The sequence below is a fragment of the Ruegeria sp. C6 genome (assembly GCF_056537625.1).
Window position 1 is genome coordinate 85,928 of record NZ_JBQFRW010000003.1, and the last position, 18,638, is coordinate 104,565.

Consider the following 18,638-nt stretch of genomic DNA (forward strand, 5'->3'; position numbering starts at 1 on the left):
GGAACGGAGTTGTATTACCGATGTCTGACACACCGAACCTGAGACAGGCCGCGCTTGACTATCATGCGCATCCAAAGCCCGGAAAGCTTGAGATCAAGGCAACCAAACCAATGGCAAATGGTCGGGACCTTGCGCGGGCATATTCGCCAGGCGTCGCCGAAGCCAGTCTTGAGATAAAGGACAACGCCGCCAATGCTGAGAGATACACGGCCCGCGGCAATCTTGTTGCAGTTGTGTCAAACGGCACCGCAGTTCTGGGCCTTGGGAATATAGGCGCATTGGCCTCGAAACCGGTGATGGAAGGCAAGGCCGTCCTGTTCAAAAAGTTCGCAGGCATCGATTGCTTTGATATCGAGGTGGATCAGCCTGACCCAGAAAAGCTGGCAGATATCGTCTGCGCCCTGGAACCTACCTTTGGCGCGATCAACCTTGAAGATATCAAGGCACCGGATTGTTTTATTGTCGAAAAACTGTGCCGGGAACGGATGAACATCCCGGTGTTTCATGACGATCAGCACGGCACGGCAATCGTTGTTGGTGCCGCAGCTAAGAACGCCCTGTATGTGGCAGGAAAGAGCTTCGAGGATATCAAAGTAGTTTCGACCGGCGGCGGTGCTGCCGGGATCGCCTGCCTCAGCATGTTGGTGAAGCTCGGCGTCAAACGCGAGAATATCTGGCTCTGTGACATTCACGGGTTGGTCTATGAAGGTCGCGCCGAGGATATGAACCCGCACAAGGATCAATTTGCGCAGAAAACCGATCTGCGCACTCTGGATGATGTGATCGGAGGTGCCGATCTGTTTCTGGGGCTGAGCGGACCAAATGTGCTCAAGCCTGAGATGGTCGAGAAGATGGCCAAGACCCCGATCATCTTTGCGCTGGCCAACCCAACTCCGGAAATCCTGCCACAGGCGGCGCGCGAAGTTGCCCCTGACGCGATCATTGCGACCGGTCGCAGCGACTTTCCGAACCAAGTGAACAACGTGTTGTGCTTCCCGTTTATCTTCCGAGGTGCCCTGGACGTGGGCGCGACTGAAATCAACGACGAGATGCAGATCGCCTGCGTCGACGGCATCGCCGACATGGCCCGCGCGACGACCAGCGCCGAAGCCGCGGCGGCCTATAAGGGTGAGCAGCTGACTTTTGGTCCAGATTACCTGATCCCAAAACCCTTCGACCCGCGCCTCGTTGGGGTCGTTTCCTCATCGGTAGCACAGGCGGCTATGAAGAGCGGGGTCGCAAAACGACCCATTGATGACCTCGAAGCCTATAAAGAACGCCTGAACCAGACCGTGTTCAAATCTGCGCTGCTGATGCGGCCAGTGTTCGAAGCCGCAGCCGTTGCATCGCGTAGAATTGTCTTCGCAGAAGGCGAAGACGAACGTGTTTTAAGGGCTGCGCAAGCGATATTGGAAGAAACCACGGAAACCCCGATCCTGATCGGGCGACCGGACGTGATCAGCGCACGGTGCGAAAGGCTAGGCCTGACAGTACGACCGGGGCAGGATTTTCAAATCGTGAACCCTCAGGACGATCCCCGTTACTACGATTATTGGAATTCGTACCATCAAATAATGCAGCGTCGGGGGGTCACTCCGGATCTGGCCAAGGCCATCATGCGCACCAACAACACCGCCATTGCAGCAATCATGGTGCATCGCGGCGAGGCGGACAGCATGATCTGTGGCACTTTTGGTGAGTATCGCTGGCATCTTAACTATGTCGAACAGGTTCTGGATGATGGCGATTTGCGCCCGCATGGCGCGCTTTCGCTGATGATTCTGGAAGATGGCCCTCTGTTCATTGCAGACACGCATGTAAGACAATTGCCGACACCAGAAGAACTTGCCGAATCCACCATTGGAGCTGCTCGTCACGTGCGGCGGTTCGGGTTGGAACCCAAGATCGCATTTTGTTCGCAATCGCAATTCGGCAATCAGGCCGAGGGATCAGGCAAGCGGCTGCGGGCTGCGCTTGAGATTCTCGATTCCGAGCCACGCGACTTCAGCTATGAAGGCGAGATGAACCTTGATCTGGCTTTGGATCCTGAATTGCGTGCACGTATCTTCCCGAACTCGCGTTTGGAAGGCTCTGCAAATGTCCTGATCTTCGCCCATGCGGATGCGGCAAGCGGTGTGCGCAATATCCTGAAGATGAAAGCGGACGGGCTTGAGGTAGGTCCAATCCTCATGGGAATGGGAAACAAGGCGCATATCGTAACGCCCTCGATTACGGCCAGGGGACTGCTGAACATGGCGGCCATCGCAGGTACGCCAGTCGCGCACTACGGATAAGCCCAGCGCCTATATCATTACGAATACATGACCGGGCACCAGATTAGGTGCCCGGTTTGATTCTGTTAGCGCCAGCACATTTGCAGTAATAAATTTGCAGATTTGCAAATCCTTACATATGACACTCAGAAGTCTGCTCAGATCAGAAGATTTGCAAAAATTTGCAAGCCAATCTGCAAGGTTCTGCAAAGATTTTGCGATAAACTGACGCGCCGTTATGCGCATCGCTTGCTCGAAACATCCACGATGCCTAACACATAGCTCAAGGAATTTGGGAGGAGGCCATCATGGCATATCAGGACGTCTACGAGAGCTGGAAGAACGACCCCGAAGCATTCTGGATGGATGCAGCCAAGGGGATCGATTGGGTTCAAGCGCCCAGCAAAGCTCTGTTTGACGACAATGCGCCTCTTTACGAATGGTTCAGTGATGCCAAGGTAAATACGTGCTGGAACGCAGTTGATCGCCATGTGGAAAATGGTCGTGGTGAGCAAACCGCGATCATCTATGACAGCCCCATTACTCATACCAAACGCGAAATCTCATACGTCGAGTTACGCAATCGGGTTGCTAATCTGGCTGGCGCGCTCCGTGCAAAAGGTATTGAGAAAGGTGACCGCGTCATCATCTACATGCCTATGATCCCCGAAGCGCTGGAGGCAATGCTGGCTTGCGCCCGGCTAGGAGCAGTGCATTCAGTGGTATTCGGCGGCTTTGCCAGCAACGAACTGGCCGTACGTATCGACGATGCGAAACCCAAGGCGATCATCGCTGCCTCATGCGGGATGGAGCCGGGACGCGTTGTGCACTACAAACCTCTGCTGGATGGCGCGATCGATCTGGCCACCCACAAACCCGAGTTTTGCGTAATATTCCAGCGCGAGCAGGAAGTCGCACAACTAATCGAGGGGCGCGACGTCAACTGGCACGGTTTCCAATACGGTACGGAGCCCGCAGAATGTGTACCAGTCAGCGGCAATGATCCAGCCTATATCCTCTATACATCCGGCACCACTGGTGCGCCCAAAGGCGTCGTGCGCCCGACTGCCGGCCATTTGGTCGCGCTGAACTGGACGATGAAAAACATCTACAATGTCGATCCGGGAGATGTGTTCTGGGCGGCTTCGGATGTCGGCTGGGTCGTTGGCCATTCCTATATCTGTTATGCCCCGCTGATCCACGGCAACACGACGATTGTTTTTGAAGGCAAGCCCGTCGGAACACCTGACGCCGGAACTTTCTGGCGCGTGATATCCGAACACAAGGTCAAAAGCTTCTTCACCGCCCCAACCGCCATTCGTGCCGTAAAACGCGAAGACCCAAACGCAGAATTGATGGCGAATTACGATCTATCCTGCCTTAAGGCTCTGTATCTTGCAGGAGAGAGGGCTGATCCAGATACGATCATCTGGGCGCAGGATGCGCTGAAAGTTCCGGTCATCGATCATTGGTGGCAAACCGAAACTGGCTGGACCATCGCTGGCAATCCGCTCGGAATCGAAGAGCTTCCGGTCAAGCTGGGATCACCTGCCAAGCCTATGCCGGGCTATGACGTTCAGATTCTGGACGAAGGCGGCCATCCTATGAAACCGGGCGAGTTGGGCGCGATCGCAGTCAAGCTCCCGCTTCCGCCAGGCACATTGCCAAACCTGTGGAATGCCGAGGCGCGCTTCAGAAAATCCTATCTCGAGCATTTTCCCGGCTATTACGAAACCGGTGATGCGGGCATGATCGACGAAGATGGGTATCTCTATATCATGGCCCGTACCGATGACGTGATCAACGTCGCCGGGCACCGACTTTCGACGGGCGGGATGGAAGAGGTGTTGGCCGCTCACCCCGATGTGGCAGAATGCGCCGTGATTGGGGTTTCTGATCAACTGAAGGGTCAGATGCCTGTCGGTTTCCTGTGCCTGAATGCCGGTTCCGACCGGAATCACGCGGAGGTGGTAACCGATGTGGTCCAGATGGTTCGTGACAAAATCGGCCCAGTCGCTGCGTTCAAGAAAGCAGTGGTGGTGGATCGTCTGCCCAAGACACGCTCGGGCAAGATCCTGCGTGGTACGATGGTGTCGATCGCGGATGGGAAGGCGTATAAAATGCCTGCCACAATCGATGACCCAGCAATTCTGGACGAGATCACGGTGGCCCTGCAAACTATCGGCTACGCGCAGTAATTTCACGGTACGATCAAGCGGAGCGCCTTACGGCGCAATCGATTTGCGCTGTCGCGCGTGTGCGAGGCTCTGCCTCGCGCTGCGAGATATTTTTGGCCAGATGAAGGTTGGATCCGTTTTGCGATTGCGGGGCTTGTCATTGGGTCCTCCTCACCTCAGTTTGAGGTGAGGAGGACGAGCATGACACAGGGCGATATCTGGCGTTTTGATACAACAGAATTGGCTGCGCTAACCCAAGCTGGCGAGTTGAGCGCAGAAGAGGTGATCAGTGATGCATTGGAGCGGATGCATCAGGTAAATCCCTCGCTGAATGCTGTCGTGGACGATCTGGGCACAGAAGCGTTAGAACGTGCATCTGCGCTTGATCAGGCGCGCCGCAATGGTGCCTCGGTTGGACCGCTGCACGGGGTACCCGTGACCATCAAAGTGAATGTCGACCAGAAGAACCATGCCACCACAAATGGTGTGGTTGCCTTGAAGGATGTCATTGCCCCTGATGACGCACCGGTGGTTTCAAACTTGCATAAGGCGGGGGCCATTGTCATCGGGCGGACCAATACGCCCGAATTCTCGTTCCGCGCTGACACGGATAATCCACTTCATGGACGCACGCACAATCCTTGGGGCCGCCATATCTCGCCCGGTGGGTCGTCCGGGGGCGCGGGGGCTGCGGTCATGGCGGGAATCGGCGCACTGGCTCATGGCAACGATATCGGAGGTAGCTTGCGGTTCCCTGCTGCAGCCAATGGTGCGGTTACAGTGAAACCGGGGCTGGGCCGCGTACCGGCCTGGAACCCCAGCCAGAATGCAGAACGCGGGATGCTGGCACAATCGATGTCGGTACAGGGCTTGATCACAAGAAGCGCAAAGGACCTGCACCTTTCGATGCCCAGCCTGATCGCCCCGGACGCCCGCGACCCCTTCCATGTGCCAATGCCTTGGCGCGGCGCGGGGCCGGATGTCCCAATCAAAGTTGCGTTCACCAAAAATATGTTCGAATACGCTTTGCACCCCGAAGTGGACAAAGCGCTAAGTACCGCTCGGGAGGCGCTGGTAGATACCGGATATATAGTTGAAGACATTGATCCGCCGGATGTGTTCGAATGCGGGCGCATCGGCTATCGCGCGCTGATGGGTGAAGTGCTGACGTTGATGAAAAACGATATCGAGGCAGCCGGGTCTCAAACCATCCGTGATATTTTCGAGGTTTATTTTCAGGAGTTTCCTCCGATCGTAGGCGACGAACTGATTCAGGCGTTGGCGCAACGCAGCCATTATGCGCGCCAATGGTCGCTATTCATGCAGGAATATCCTTTGGTCCTATCTCCTTTCCTGCCGCAACCGTTCTTCAGACCCGATCGTGATACCGAGGGTGCCGAAGGCGTTCATGAGGTGTTAGGATGCGCGGTCTATTCTTATGCGATGAATTTCCTCGGGCTGCCCGCCGCCAGCGTTCCCGCACGCTTGGCCGAATTGCCGAATGGGCCGCAACCGATCAATGTTCAGATTGCTGCTCGACGCTGGCGTGAGGATATGGCGGTGGATGCAGCGGTCGCGATCGAAGCGCGTGTGGGGCAGATGGCTCCGATTCTGTGGGATCGAATGAGCACGCAAACCTGAGACATCTTCACTCAGGCCTCACAAATGAAATAGACCCCGGGATTTTGTCCCGGGGTCCGCATACTAAAATATGCCCGGATTAAGATGACGAGCGTAGCACCACCCACCCTCGCCAGCGCGAAAACTGCGCAACCATTCGAAAACACCTTTAGATGGCCACTCACTTCCACCTCGGCGTGTTCTCCGGGCAACTTGAAGTTAACAAACCCTTATCGCGTTGCATGTGAACTGGTTCACACAAGCGGTGGAAAAATGATCAACACGCTGAGATTTAAGTAAATTGTTCGGAGATCAATCGTTCTTCCAGGCCGTGGCCAGGGTCAAATAGAATACGATGCTGGATCGCAATCTCAGACCTGATCTCGACCCAATCGATATCCGGAAACGATATGGAATCGGCCGCAACGATAACCGGGCGTTTGTCAGCCTCGATCACATCGAATCTGACTTTCGCAACTTTCGGCAGCAAGGCGCCACGCCACCGCCGGGGGCGAAACGCGGCGATTGGCGTCAATGCCAGAACGTCCGCGCCAATGGGTACAATGGGTCCGTGAGCGGAATAGTTATATGCGGTTGAACCCGCCGGCGTGGCAAGCAATGCACCATCACACACGAGTTCGGCCATACGTACCCGCCCATCCACGCTGATCCGCAGCCGCGCTGCCTGCGGCCCTGCGCGAAGCAGCGAAATCTCGTTGATTGCAAGTGCTTGGTGCTTTTGGCCCGCCTGGTCCATTGCAGTCATCGCCAGTGGATTGATGACTTCTTCCTCTGCTTCTGCTAGCCGGGCCATCAGATCAACTTCGGCATATTCGTTCATCAGAAACCCGATGGTACCGCGATTCATTCCGTAAACCGGCTTGTCCAAGTGCTGGACGCCCTGCAACGTCTGAAGCATGAAGCCATCACCACCCAGCGCCACCACAACATCTGCGTCTCTCGGCGCTGCATTTCCGTAGCGCGCGACAAGCGCATCCCGGGCGGTCTGCGCAACCTTGGCATCGCTGGCCAGAAAGGCGATTCTCTTTGTCATGTTTTATAGTTTCCAGTGCTGCACATTTGGTTCCGAAACAAACATACCTTTCCGCAATAGGCCAGAGTTGACGCCATAGAGGGCCATTTCGTCGCTTTACAACCTTTCTGACACACGTCGTTTCCGATAGGAAATCCGCCAGATACACCCCAGCCATGCGGAGCGCACATGAACGCCAATCTTCGTGACAACGGATTTTTCACCCAGTCCCTCGCGGATCGTGACCCCGAGCTGTTCGGCTCGATCACATCTGAATTGGGCCGCCAGCGCGACGAGATCGAACTGATCGCCTCGGAGAACATCGTCTCTGCCGCCGTGATGGAGGCGCAGGGCTCGGTCATGACCAACAAATATGCCGAAGGTTATCCGGGCCGCCGGTACTATGGCGGTTGTCAGTTCGTCGACATTGCCGAGAACCTGGCTATCGACCGTGCCAAGCAGTTGTTTGGGTGTGAGTTTGCCAACGTCCAACCGAATTCGGGATCGCAGGCGAACCAAGGTGTATTTCAGGCGCTGATCAAGCCCGGTGACACCATTCTGGGAATGTCGCTGGATGCAGGGGGTCACCTGACCCATGGTGCGGCGCCGAACCAGTCGGGCAAGTGGTTCAACGCGGTACATTATGGCGTGCGCAAGCAGGACAACCTGATCGACTATGATCAGATCGAAGCGCTGGCAAAGGAACATAACCCCAAGCTGATCATCGCCGGAGGCTCGGCCATCCCGCGCGTCATCGATTTTGCCCGCATGCGTGAAATCGCCGATATGGTCGGCGCCTATCTGCATGTGGATATGGCCCATATCGCCGGTCTGGTTGCCGCAGGCGCGCACCCTTCGCCCTTCCCGCATGCGCATGTGGCCACCACCACCACGCATAAAACCCTGCGCGGCCCGCGCGGCGGCATGATCCTGACCAATGATGAAGCGATTGCCAAAAAGGTAAACTCGGCGATCTTCCCGGGCATTCAGGGTGGTCCGCTGATGCATGTGATTGCTGGCAAGGCCGTTGCCTTTGGCGAGGCACTGCGTCCTGAGTTCAAGGACTATATCAAGCAGGTCGTTGTGAATGCGCAGGCCCTTTCAGATCAGCTTATCAAGGGTGGCCTGGACACTGTGACCCACGGCACCGATACCCATGTGGTTCTTGTCGACCTGCGCCCCAAAGGCGTTAAAGGCAACGCAACCGAGAAAGCTTTGGGCCGGGCACATATCACCTGCAACAAGAACGGTGTGCCGTTCGACCCCGAAAAGCCGACGATCACCAGCGGTATCCGTCTGGGCTCGCCTGCCGGAACCACCCGCGGTTTTGGTGAGGCCGAGTTCCGCCAAATCGCAGACTGGATCATCGAAGTGGTCGACGGTCTGGCCGCAAATGGCGAAGACGGAAACGGTGCGGTCGAAGCCAAAGTCAAAGCCGAAGTCGCCGAACTTTGCGCGCGCTACCCGCTTTATCCGAATCTCTGATCCAATACGGATCTTAGAACAGAAAACGGCGCCCTGATCGGCGCCGTTTTTCTTTGAGGCGTGCAGCGGTCAGATATACCCGCGCCATCGTAGTACGAACACAGCCAACGCCGCCAACACGATCAGGCCCAACGCAAGCGAACCAAGAAAGCTCAGGAACCATCCCCAACGTCGATCTGCCAGATTGATCGCGTTTAGGTGGCCTTGCACCTCGTCCGACGCTTTTTCGAGCCGAGGCATATCCAAAACCATCCGCAGTTTGGGATGCTCGGCCATCTGCTCGGCCTCTGCCAGAACCAAGGCCTGTTTATAGACCTTGCGCGGCAAACGCCGCTTTGCGCGCCGGACCGAGGCAATCAGGGTCTTGTCTTTCACGCCAAGCTTTTTACGCAGCAACCGAATGGTCTCTGCGATCCGGGTCTGGATATCGATTTCCTGCGTCATTGGCGCCTCCTGACGGGACAATTTAGCCGCGCGTCACACCGGCGACAATGGGGCTGGTTGTTCCGCGCGGTGACGCGTATCACAGAAGCATGCTGAATACGATCATCCATGGCGACCCGACCGATCATCCGCCCCTGCTGATAGCGCATGGCCTCTATGGTTCGGCGCGCAACTGGGGAGTCATTGCACGGCGACTGTCGAACGAAAGACAGGTGATCGCCGTCGATATGCGCAATCACGCCTACAGCTTTTGGGATGCTCAGCATGGCTACACAGATTTGGCGCATGATCTGGCCAAGGTCATCGACAGCGTTGGCGGCATCGCCGATATCGTCGGGCATTCCATGGGTGGAAAAGCTTCGATGGTGCTGGCGCTGGAATATGGCAATCTGGTGCGCAAGCTGATCGTCGCCGACATCGCACCAGTGGCATACAGCCACAGCCAGATTCAATTCATCGAGGCAATGCGGGCGGTCGATATGTCCCGCGTTCAGCGTCGTTCAGATGCCGAAGCACAGCTGGCCGATCTGGGCGTCGAAAAGGCGCTGCAGAGCTTTTTTACGCAGTCTTTGGATGTTGAGGGAGGCCGGTGGCGGCTGAACCTAGATGTACTGGCCAGCGAAATGCCAAAGATCATGGGCTTCCCCGAGATTTCGACCCATTGGGACGGCCCCGCTCTGTTCCTGTCCGGCGCAGCATCAGATTATGTTCAGCCCGAATACCGAGAGCAAATTCGCACCCTGTTTCCTTCAGCTCGCTTCGCCAAAATTCCCGGTGCGGGGCACTGGCTGCACGCCGAGAAACCCCGCGAATTCGAAGCTGCAGTCAGGACCTTCTTGAACGCTTAATCAAGCGCCTTGATACAGGCGTTTTGCCACCAGCCACGACACCGGCGCGGCAACAACCGCCCCTGCTGCTGCGGCGGAAACGATGGCCATCCAGGTCACCATTCCAACCGCTAGGACCGCAATCACGGCAGAACCCGCGATGGCTGTGGCGATCAAAGAATAAAGCGTGGCTGCTAGGCGTATCATGGCCAGTATCCTGTGTTTAAGCTTCTGGCCTTTACATTACAGCAACGGAATATGTGTGACTTTGATTTGGGTCAGATATGTAGCTACATCCCGCGATCCATGGGCCCGGTCGCCTCGCCGCCGCCATTCACCCAATCCGCAAACCCGCCCAGATTATAGACGTGTAAATACCCCATATCCTTGAGCAGTTTTCCAGCCAGCGCCGCCCTGCCACCAGATGCACAATGCAGGATGATCACCCGGTCCTTGCGCAGTTCCGCGTCATGGGAAGGCAGCTCGGGATCGGCCCGAAACTCCAACATCCCGCGCGGGATATGATGCGAGCCGACCGCGCGCCCTGTCCTTTCCAGTTCAGGCGCATCGCGAATATCCAACAACAAGGCACCCTGCCCGATCAGTTCTTTCGCCCGGCTGGCTTCGATACGTTCAACCACCGCGTTTGCAGCTTGCATCATGTCTTTGACCGTCAATGGCATTTGCGCCCCTCCAGGAAATGAATCCGTGAAAGGCTAACATGCAGAAAATTGAAGGTGTAGACATTCAGGCGCTTAATGTTCGCGGAAAGCACGCGACATACTGTCAACCACCGGCTTGGCGATATAGGCCGCAAAGGTGCGTTCCTCGGTCTGGATCATGATCTCGGCGGGCATTCCGGGTGTCGGCACGAAGCCCCGCACGCGACCCATCTCTTCCGTGGTCAGAGAAATGCGCGCCAGATAGACCTCTTGCGGCATACCGGCAGAATCCTCGACAAGCGAGTCAGCCGAGACGTAATAGACCTCGCCCTCAAGCACTGGGGTTGTCCGTTGATTGAGCGCGACTAGGCGCACCGTCGCGATCTGCCCGGTGACCACGCTGTCGATCTCGGTACGCGGGATCTGCGCCTCGATGATTAGCGGAGCATCGGCGGGCAGAATCTCAGCAATCTGTTCGCCAGTTTCGATCACCCCGCCCGGCGTGTGGTGATGAAGTCGCACCACTGTGCCGGTCACCGGGGCACGCACAACCGCACGGGCCAGAACGCTACGGGCCTGGCGGGCTTTTTCACGCACACTTTCAAGGTCGGCTTCAATCACGCCTAACTCGTCCAGCGCGGCCTCACGGTAGGCTGAGCGGGTGCGCAGAATCTGCTCTTCATACTTCAGCAGCATCTGGTTTACCTCAGCCGTTTCTGCGCGCAGACGCGCCAGTTGACCTTCGGCTTCGGCCTGCACCCGGCGGATCGTATTCAGATCACCTTTGCGCACTAATCCTTTTTCAAACAACGAATATTTGGTCTCGTATTCTTCCTCGAGAATCTCTGATCGCCTTTCCATGCTGACCAATTGTGCTTCAAATCCTGACGCACGAATTTTCAACGCCTCCATGTTGCGCTGCAGCAAAGCAATATCGTTCAGCAGTGTCTTGCGCGACACATCAAAGCTGAGTTTCTGATTGTCGAGGATCGTCATGACCTCGACGTCGTCCGATGCTTCGATCAATCCGGGCGAAAACACGAGGGTTTCCTGTTCGCTATGCTCAGCCAGCAACCGTTCGGTCATGGCCTGAAGGCGAAGTTTGCGAATGAACAATTCGCGTTCACTCGCCTCGGCCGAGGTCTGATCCAAAGTCATCATGATCTGTCCGGCTTGAACAGATTCACCTTCCGAGACCAGAATGTTCTCGATGATACCGCCTTCCAAATGCTGCACGATCTTGTTGCGGCCGGTCGCGACAAAGCTGCCTTGCGCGATGACTGCAGCGGCCAGAGGTGCACGGAAGGACCAGACGCCAAAGCCGCCAAAACAGACAATAAGCATGATAAAGCCAATCACGATGAATTTGGTGATCGAGCGCGGAACCTCAGAGTACCAAAGACCGCCTTCATCGGTGCGTGCCACGTCGTTCATCGCTTAATCCCCCTTGCCCTGTATTTCGGGCGGTTGCTGGCGCGGCCCGTTGAGCTGTTCCAGCACCTGTTCGCGCTGCCCGAACAGCGCCACGCGCCCATCGGTCAGCAGCATGATCTTGTCGACAACATTCAACAGAGTCGGCTTTTGCGTAATCACCACAACGGTGATCTTGCTTTCCTTTGCTTGCTGAATTGCGCGCGCAAGCGCCTTGTCACCCGCCACGTCGAGGTTCGAGTTCGGCTCATCCAGAACAACCAAACGTGGGTTGCCGAAGAAGGCACGCGCCAAAGCAATACGCTGCTTCTGACCACCTGAGAGAGGTGAGCCGTCGGCGGCCACAACCGTCTCATACCCCTGCGGCAGCGTTGCGATCATGTTGTGCACGTCGGCCAAAACGGCGGCATCGTGGATCTGCTCATCCGTGGCATCGGCACGCATCCGGCCAATATTGTCTTTGATGCTGCCGGGGAACAGCTGTACGTCTTGCGGCAGATAGCCAATATTTTCGCCAAACTGGCGGGGATCCCAATTACGGATATCCATCAGGTCCAGCCGCACACTGCCTGAGGTCGGCAGGATCGAACCCACCAGCGTTTTACCAAGTGTCGTTTTGCCTGCGCCTGAATTCCCGATGATCGCCAGAGTTTCACCCGGGTTCAGCGCAAAGGTGATTCCGTTCAGAACCACCCGCTTGGTGCCGCCTGGGACATATAGCAGGCGTTCGACATCCAACCGCCCCTCAGGCCGTGGTAGGCGCAGTTTTTCATATTGCAGGGCCGAGTTCGACAGCAGAGCCTTGATCCGCCCAAAAGCGCCGCGCGTCAGCAGGAAGGTATTCCAACCCTCAATCGAGCCTTCGATCGGCGCGAAAGCCCGCCCCGCGATGATCGAGGCGGCGATGACCATACCGCCGGTAATTTCACCTTGAAGGGCCAGAAAAGCGCCCCAGCCCAGAATGCCGATCTGCGTCAAAAGACGGACGGCACGCGAAATGGCCGCGAAGATCACGTTGCGATCCTGCGCCTTGACCTGCCATGTCAGCGATTGTGCGGTGTCACGCCCCCAGATGCGCACTGCCTCGGGGATCATCGCCAAAGCGTTGATGATCTGACTGTTGCGCGACATTGAATCCAGATGCTGGTTCGCCAGGGATTGCGCCTGGTTGGCCTTGGCGAAGGGCTTGGCAGTCATTTTCTGGTTGATCAGCGCGATAATCATCAGGATCACAGCGGTCGTCACCACAATCATCCCAAGTTGCGGATGCACCAGAAAGATCATCAGGATGAACAGCGGTGCAAATGGTACATCCAGAAATGAGATCAGAGTGCCCGAGACCAGAAAGCCCCGCACCTGTTGCAGATCCCCAAGTGTCTGATATTCGCGTCCGTTGCCGTGCAGCGAGGCATGGGCCGCAGCGCTAAGAACCGGCGCCCCAAGACGGGCGGCGACCTCGACCGCTGTACGCATCAGCATGAACCGACGAACGGCATCAAATGCGGCTTGAAAAATGACTGCTCCGGCAACGATTGCCGTCAGCATGATCAACGTATCCAGCGAGCGACTAGTCAGAACCCGGTCACTGATCTGAAACAGGTAGATCGGGATCGCTAGGATCAGGACGTTGGTCGCGCAGGTCAGTACCAGCACAAAAGCCAGATTGCGCCAGATGGCGCGCAGTGAGGTACGCAGCGTCTTCTGGAAATCCTCAGGCGGCGTGCGTTTGTGGAATGTTTGGGGTGGCCCCTTGCCATCGCCACCACCCGTCCCCGGGCGCAGCAAGGGTTGGTTGGCCTTGGCCTCGATCGTGGTGCCCATGCGGTCTTTACCATCCGACGGCGCAGAGGGGGTCATGCGTGCAGTCGATTGGTCGGCGGTTTCACAATCGGGGGCTTCGGTATCGGCCACCCCAGTGTCGCCACCCGCAGGATCCTTATCTTGCGCGGGCCGCGACGACGCGCGCCGAAGGGGAGAACCAGCGCGCGGTTGTGATGTTTGATCCAACTGCTCTGCCTGGGTCTGCCCCGGATCATCCGGTTGTGTCGTCGCCTGAGGCGCTTCTAATTGCCGCGATCGTTTCGCGGGCCCGGCAACCGGGGTGTCACTTGCTTCCGGGGTCTCTGGTTTGGTTTCGGGTTCCGCCAGTTGCATATCACTTGTCAAACGCAGGCGGGACGCTGTTTTTGCAAGTTTACTTTCATTTGGTTTTGCTACCCGATTTCGGGGTTCCAGGGTCAATGGGCCTCCGCCTCCGTGCCGGTCCAATGGACTTGCAAAACGGGTGCGGCGCGACGAAAAAACGATCGACATAAACTAACCTTCCGGTCACTCGTAAATCAGGAAATATTAGGCCAGCATGGTCTGCAGGCCATCAGAGGAATTCGCCATTTCGCTTGGCGTGAGATCGTTACCGTTAGGTCCAATGCCATTGTCGTGACCTGGCATACCCGCCTCTTCCATGATGGCGGCGATTGCCTCGTTGGTCATCTCGGCGATGTCCTCATTCGTGGGCATGTCAAGCAGGCTTGCCTGATGCAATAGCAGGTCAGAAAATGCCCCATCCTGAGCCATAACAACCGAATCCACGCCGGCCTTGGTTACATTGGCGGCGTTCAGCATCGCATTGCTGCCTGCCAGAACCTCGGTCTCGTCCGCGTGGGGACCATTCAGATATACGTCATCCTGATCGGCAAGCATCGTCGATTGCTCGGCTACGTTGACCTGAACCAGCGATCCATCGATCTTGAGGACCCGCATCTGCTCCATGCCAGCAAACATCGGATCGTTCATTAGCGCCTCTTCCAGCGCTGCCATGTCGTCCTCGCCCATGGTCATGGCGTCGGCCATGGAGTCGTGCATCGCCTGATACGTATCTTCGCCTTCTTTCTTGAGAGAAACCTCGTTCATAACCAGGTTTTCGTCCGATCCATCGATGGGTCCGGGCAATCCGCCCATCACCACATCGTCATCCAATAATACGTGCGTCTGGACAAACGCATCGACCGATATCATGTCGCCTTCGATCATGATCAGGTCATAATAACTGCCAAGTTGAAGAATATTGGTGACATCAATCAACTCGTTGTCACCCAACGCATACAGCGTGGTCGTCGCGCTAATCTCGGCATCAATATGATCGATATCCGTTGCATCGATGTCCTGCTTGACAAAATTTGCTACGATCAGATCGGTCGTAATCCAATCAACATGCACATATGCCGGGGCATCGTCTCCACTTGAGCCTTTCTTAAGCCAAGGGGCTGAGTTGCCTTCGACCTCGATCGTCGACGAGTGCACCACATTGGTGCCCGAGCCGCCATTCGTGCCCTTGTCGGTGTCAGATACAACGGCGACCTGGCTCACCATGGCCAGTTCGATTGCTTTTCCACCGACCGCAATATAAGGCGCATCGACCCAAGCCACAGTTGCGTTCATCTCGTTGATCGCAAGGTTGCCGCCTGCGATCACCGTGTGACCTTCGGCAAATTCGTCTTCCTCGTCCTGATCCCATTCGGCGGGCATCATATCGGGCGTTTCGTCTTCTTCTTCCTCGTCCGGTCTATGATGCGCAGGCAGAAGATCTTCCCATTCCGGGGCTTCGTCCACATACTCACCATTGACGATCACGCCCATCGCGTCTTCGCCGTGGAACTGATAAACAACTGCGCCTTCAACTTCGACATTGATCGGGGCCAACATCGCTTCGGCCAAAGACTCGACGTATTCAACCGACAAGTAGTCCGAGATCGAGAACGAGGGCACGGCAAACGCGTGCATCGATGCTGCGACCTGCGCAGCCGCCTCGGCCAATGCGATCAACTGATCGACATCGCGGAAATCTCCCTCGCCGACAACGTCATTGTCACGCAGGAAAATCGTCTGGAACGTGTAGGTCACAGCAGACCCGATAAGCTCTGTCACAATCTCCAGTTGCTGCTCGAACACAAACTTTGCACCTAGGCCGGTTGTCGCTTCGGGTAACGGCGGACCGTCTGAGAGTGGTGGTTCAAGTACAACGACCGTTTCAAATTCAGGGCCGTCGGTTGGGGGTGGAAGTTCAGGAGTGGCGGGGGGGGTGTCAAACCGATAGGAAAGCGGACCATATTTGCCTGGGTCCAATTCAAGATCTGCCTTGATCCGGATCTTTGCGGGTTCTTCCAGTTCGTCCAGTTCCGCCTTGCGCCGCATGGCGGTGAACTCTTCGTACTGATCCCTCAACCGGGCTTTTTCAATCGTAAGATCAAAAGATCCAATAAAGTGTGCAATCTTTTCGGTAACACTATCGAATAACATTTCGATGATCCCTTACCCCCTTGCCAGCTAAAATTTCCGGTTTGGGATTTTCTGGGCCGAGGCCACATTGCGTGGCCCCGGCGATTTCATTGAACGGGGGCCGATAATGCGGCCCCCGATTTTTTGTCTTAGACGTCAGTGTCGTCGCTTGCGTAGGACGAGGTCATCGAACCACCAACCATGGTCGTATCGACTGAGTTACCTAGCACATTGGCACCCTGTACGATCGATTGGTTGAAGGCGTTCGTATCGACTACGGCAGCGGCCGAGGCGTAGGATTCACCGGTCACGATGCCATCGCCACCGTTATTCGAACCCCAATCACCGCCATGGCCTCCGGCACCGCCGTCACCCGAATAGGCACCGGCTGCGCTTCCGCCTGTCGTGTTGCCGCCCATTGTGTCACCAGACATGACGTCAACCATTGACGCGCCGCTAGTTCCACCTGCTGCAGTACCAGCAGCACCTGCACCGCCATCACCGCTGTATGCGGTACCAGTGGCATTGCCCGTTGCGGACGAATCCGAGTCATTGTCCGATGCAGATGCACCGCCGTATCCGGCAATCGCCTCAGCGAGGCTATCAGCAGAACCATCCGTGTCGGTCTCTGAGAATACATCTGATGCACCACCCAGACCACCTGTGGCCTCGGAAGCACCAGATCCAGCAGCACTGGCGTTTGAATCCGATGCAGCAGAACCAGTTCCACCTGCACCACCATCACCATCAGCCGTTGAAGTACCTGTGCCCGTGCCATCACCGGAACCGTTGGCAGCGTTCGAACCACCATCGCCACCATCAGCGTCCGCATCACTTGCGTTGGCAGCCGAACCGTCAACATCACCAGATGTCTGATCGACACTTGGGCCTTCAGCGTCTTGATCACCTAAACCTTGAACATCGGCATCAGCTGCTGAACTTCCGTTGTTGTCTCCACCGTCTCCGTCTCCACCGGTGGATGAACCACTGCCAGAATCAGCTCTGGAATTACCGGTGTCGGCATCTGCATCACCACGGCCGCTTTCAGAGATTTCCTGCTGGAGACGCGCGATTGCTTCTTCGACTAGGCGCGAGAATCCACCCGAGCCATCGCCGCCGTCGCCTGAAGCGTCGCTATCGGTAGTACCAGTTCCTGTTCCGTCAGCTGTGTTGTCACCGCCGTCATTGTCGTTGGCGTCGGTGTTGTTGTCGCTGTCGTTATCAGCGTTGCCATCCGCATTCGAGTCGCCGTCGCCACCATCTGCACCAGATGCATCTGCGTCGTTATCCGCTACACCCTTGCCTTTGGCGCTGGACTCTGAGTCAGCATCACCACCGTCAGCATCGGCATCGGACTCGCTGTACGCCTTACCATAGCCTTTGCCTACACCTTCGGAATCGGCATAGCCGCCATCTCCGCCTTCGCCATCAGTCGTGTTATCGCTGTCGGTGTTGTTGTCAGCATTCGAGTCGCTGGTGCTGTCACCACCGTACCCGCCAATGCTCTCACCATCAGCGTTCGAATTGGATTTGGCTTTGCCGGTGCTTGCATTGTCAGCATTACCTGAATCGCCACCGCTACCACCTTTGGCATGGGCATCAGCGTCACCAGTGTCTCCGCCTTCACCGTAAGCGTCGCTACCAATGGTCTTGCCGCCTACAGCTTCACCGCCATAACTGGTTCCGCCTTTTCCGGAAGCTGCACCATTTGCATTGGAACTAATACCTTCCGCAGCGTTGGCTTCGCCACCATTGGCATCACCGTTTTGCTTGAATTCTCCGTAGTTACCAACTTCGGCATTATCCAACTGATCGTTGTCTTCCAAGCTTGCCAGCTGATTGTTGATCGACGACATATCGTTGCCAGGACCATCCAGCGAAATATCAAGGTTCAGATCATCACCGGGATCATAATTCAGGTCGCGACCGGCGGTGATTACATCACCAACGCTGGCGTTGTCGCCCAGATCCAAGTCTACCTGATCGTCATCGCGGGGAATCCATTCGCCGCCACCGAAGTCAATGTTGACCGCATTATTGTTAGAGTTGTCATTATCATTATTGTCTTCACCACCATTGGTGTTTTGCTGCTGCTGCTTCTGATTTTGATCCTGATCTTGCGCGTTGTCATTGTCGTTATCATTTTTAGAACGCTGTGACTGATCTTGTCCTTGTGAATCAGAGTTGTTCGCAGAGTTTTCAACGTCCTGATCTTGCTTTTGCTTCTGAGCGTTGATGTCAGCTTCGATATAGGCTTCGTCTACCGCTATATCTGTTTCGAAATCGGCGTCCAGATTATCGATTTGGACGTCATCAATTGTGGTCACGGTTGTTGTTTGGTTGGGTTGGCGTCTCATAAAATTTTCCACTTTTACTGAAGCACCGGACCGCCATTCATCTACAAAGCGGCT

13 protein-coding genes are annotated in these 18,638 nt (G+C 56.2%); 5 read left to right on the plus strand and 8 right to left on the minus strand.

Translation table 11 applies throughout. The annotated features are described in order from the left end of the window. The first annotated feature begins 20 nt into the window (after positions 1–20). The 3 genes from ACR0MJ_RS11960 to ACR0MJ_RS11970 all read left to right on the plus strand — a co-directional run bounded on the left by ACR0MJ_RS11960 (position 21) and on the right by ACR0MJ_RS11970 (position 6,091). Positions 21–2,294 carry an NADP-dependent malic enzyme gene (locus ACR0MJ_RS11960; protein WP_480761122.1) on the plus strand — a complete coding sequence of 758 codons (2,274 nt, stop codon included), beginning with the start codon at positions 21–23 and terminating at the stop codon, positions 2,292–2,294. A gap of 287 nt (positions 2,295–2,581) precedes the next feature. Next, positions 2,582–4,471 (plus strand): propionate-CoA ligase PrpE, encoded by a 1,890-nt coding sequence (prpE, locus tag ACR0MJ_RS11965; RefSeq protein ID WP_170512254.1) that lies wholly within the window; start codon positions 2,582–2,584, stop codon positions 4,469–4,471. Between the two features lie 180 nt (positions 4,472–4,651). Further along, positions 4,652–6,091, plus strand: a complete 1,440-nt coding sequence (locus ACR0MJ_RS11970) for an amidase family protein (protein ID WP_480761123.1) — start codon at positions 4,652–4,654, stop codon at positions 6,089–6,091. Positions 6,092–6,362: 271 nt separating this feature from the next. Here the strand turns inward: ACR0MJ_RS11970 and ACR0MJ_RS11975 are convergent, their stop codons facing one another. Beyond that, on the minus strand, positions 6,363–7,124 hold the full coding sequence (locus ACR0MJ_RS11975; protein WP_170391948.1) for an NAD kinase: 762 nt from the start codon (positions 7,122–7,124) through the stop codon (positions 6,363–6,365). Between the two features lie 168 nt (positions 7,125–7,292). On the opposite strand from ACR0MJ_RS11975, the gene glyA reads away from it, so the two are divergent. Further along, positions 7,293–8,588, plus strand: a complete 1,296-nt coding sequence (glyA, locus tag ACR0MJ_RS11980; protein WP_170391950.1) for a serine hydroxymethyltransferase — start codon at positions 7,293–7,295, stop codon at positions 8,586–8,588. Between the two features lie 69 nt (positions 8,589–8,657). On the opposite strand, the gene ACR0MJ_RS11985 is transcribed toward glyA, so the two are convergent. Further along, positions 8,658–9,032: a hypothetical protein gene (locus ACR0MJ_RS11985; protein WP_170391953.1), complete on the minus strand. Its 375-nt coding sequence runs from the start codon at positions 9,030–9,032 to the stop codon at positions 8,658–8,660. Positions 9,033–9,121: 89 nt separating this feature from the next. Between ACR0MJ_RS11985 and ACR0MJ_RS11990 the strand changes: the two genes are divergently transcribed. Next, positions 9,122–9,880, plus strand: coding sequence for an alpha/beta fold hydrolase (locus tag ACR0MJ_RS11990; protein ID WP_170512263.1), 759 nt, complete (start codon positions 9,122–9,124; stop codon positions 9,878–9,880). Here ACR0MJ_RS11990 and ACR0MJ_RS11995 read toward each other — a convergent pair whose 3' ends face one another. From ACR0MJ_RS11995 to ACR0MJ_RS12020, 6 genes are all read right to left on the minus strand, one after another. Continuing rightward, the gene (locus ACR0MJ_RS11995) at positions 9,881–10,066 is read right to left on the minus strand and encodes a hypothetical protein (RefSeq protein WP_170391965.1); all 186 of its coding nucleotides are present in this window, start codon (positions 10,064–10,066) and stop codon (positions 9,881–9,883) included. It lies immediately after the preceding gene. Between the two features lie 83 nt (positions 10,067–10,149). Then, entirely contained in the window at positions 10,150–10,542 is a 393-nt protein-coding gene (locus ACR0MJ_RS12000) for a rhodanese-like domain-containing protein (protein ID WP_480761125.1), read from the minus strand. A 72-nt stretch (positions 10,543–10,614) separates the two neighbouring features. Then, positions 10,615–11,955, minus strand: a complete 1,341-nt coding sequence (locus tag ACR0MJ_RS12005; RefSeq protein ID WP_170391969.1) for an HlyD family type I secretion periplasmic adaptor subunit — start codon at positions 11,953–11,955, stop codon at positions 10,615–10,617. Between the two features lie 3 nt (positions 11,956–11,958). Further along, positions 11,959–14,265: a type I secretion system permease/ATPase gene (locus ACR0MJ_RS12010; protein WP_480761126.1), complete on the minus strand. Its 2,307-nt coding sequence runs from the start codon at positions 14,263–14,265 to the stop codon at positions 11,959–11,961. 36 nt (positions 14,266–14,301) lie between these two features. After that, complete coding sequence (locus ACR0MJ_RS12015) at positions 14,302–16,248, minus strand: type I secretion protein (protein WP_480761128.1); 1,947 nt, start codon at positions 16,246–16,248, stop codon at positions 14,302–14,304. 128 nt (positions 16,249–16,376) lie between these two features. Continuing rightward, entirely contained in the window at positions 16,377–18,584 is a 2,208-nt protein-coding gene (locus tag ACR0MJ_RS12020) for an MSCRAMM family adhesin (RefSeq protein ID WP_170401336.1), read from the minus strand. Positions 18,585–18,638: the final 54 nt, after the last annotated feature.

Excerpts from the sequence above, each read along its gene's own strand:
- ACR0MJ_RS11960 (WP_480761122.1), top strand. The coding sequence starts at position 21 with ATGTCTGACACACCGAACCTGAGACAGGCCGCGCTTGACTATCATGCG.
- prpE (WP_170512254.1), top strand. The coding sequence starts at position 2,582 with ATGGCATATCAGGACGTCTACGAGAGCTGGAAGAACGACCCCGAAGCA.
- ACR0MJ_RS11970 (WP_480761123.1), top strand. The coding sequence starts at position 4,652 with ATGACACAGGGCGATATCTGGCGTTTTGATACAACAGAATTGGCTGCG.
- ACR0MJ_RS11975 (WP_170391948.1), bottom strand. The coding sequence starts at position 7,124 with ATGACAAAGAGAATCGCCTTTCTGGCCAGCGATGCCAAGGTTGCGCAG.
- glyA (WP_170391950.1), top strand. The coding sequence starts at position 7,293 with ATGAACGCCAATCTTCGTGACAACGGATTTTTCACCCAGTCCCTCGCG.
- ACR0MJ_RS11985 (WP_170391953.1), bottom strand. The coding sequence starts at position 9,032 with ATGACGCAGGAAATCGATATCCAGACCCGGATCGCAGAGACCATTCGG.
- ACR0MJ_RS11990 (WP_170512263.1), top strand. The coding sequence starts at position 9,122 with ATGCTGAATACGATCATCCATGGCGACCCGACCGATCATCCGCCCCTG.
- ACR0MJ_RS11995 (WP_170391965.1), bottom strand. The coding sequence starts at position 10,066 with ATGATACGCCTAGCAGCCACGCTTTATTCTTTGATCGCCACAGCCATC.
- ACR0MJ_RS12000 (WP_480761125.1), bottom strand. The coding sequence starts at position 10,542 with ATGCCATTGACGGTCAAAGACATGATGCAAGCTGCAAACGCGGTGGTT.
- ACR0MJ_RS12005 (WP_170391969.1), bottom strand. The coding sequence starts at position 11,955 with ATGAACGACGTGGCACGCACCGATGAAGGCGGTCTTTGGTACTCTGAG.
- ACR0MJ_RS12010 (WP_480761126.1), bottom strand. The coding sequence starts at position 14,265 with ATGTCGATCGTTTTTTCGTCGCGCCGCACCCGTTTTGCAAGTCCATTG.
- ACR0MJ_RS12015 (WP_480761128.1), bottom strand. The coding sequence starts at position 16,248 with ATGTTATTCGATAGTGTTACCGAAAAGATTGCACACTTTATTGGATCT.
- ACR0MJ_RS12020 (WP_170401336.1), bottom strand. The coding sequence starts at position 18,584 with ATGAGACGCCAACCCAACCAAACAACAACCGTGACCACAATTGATGAC.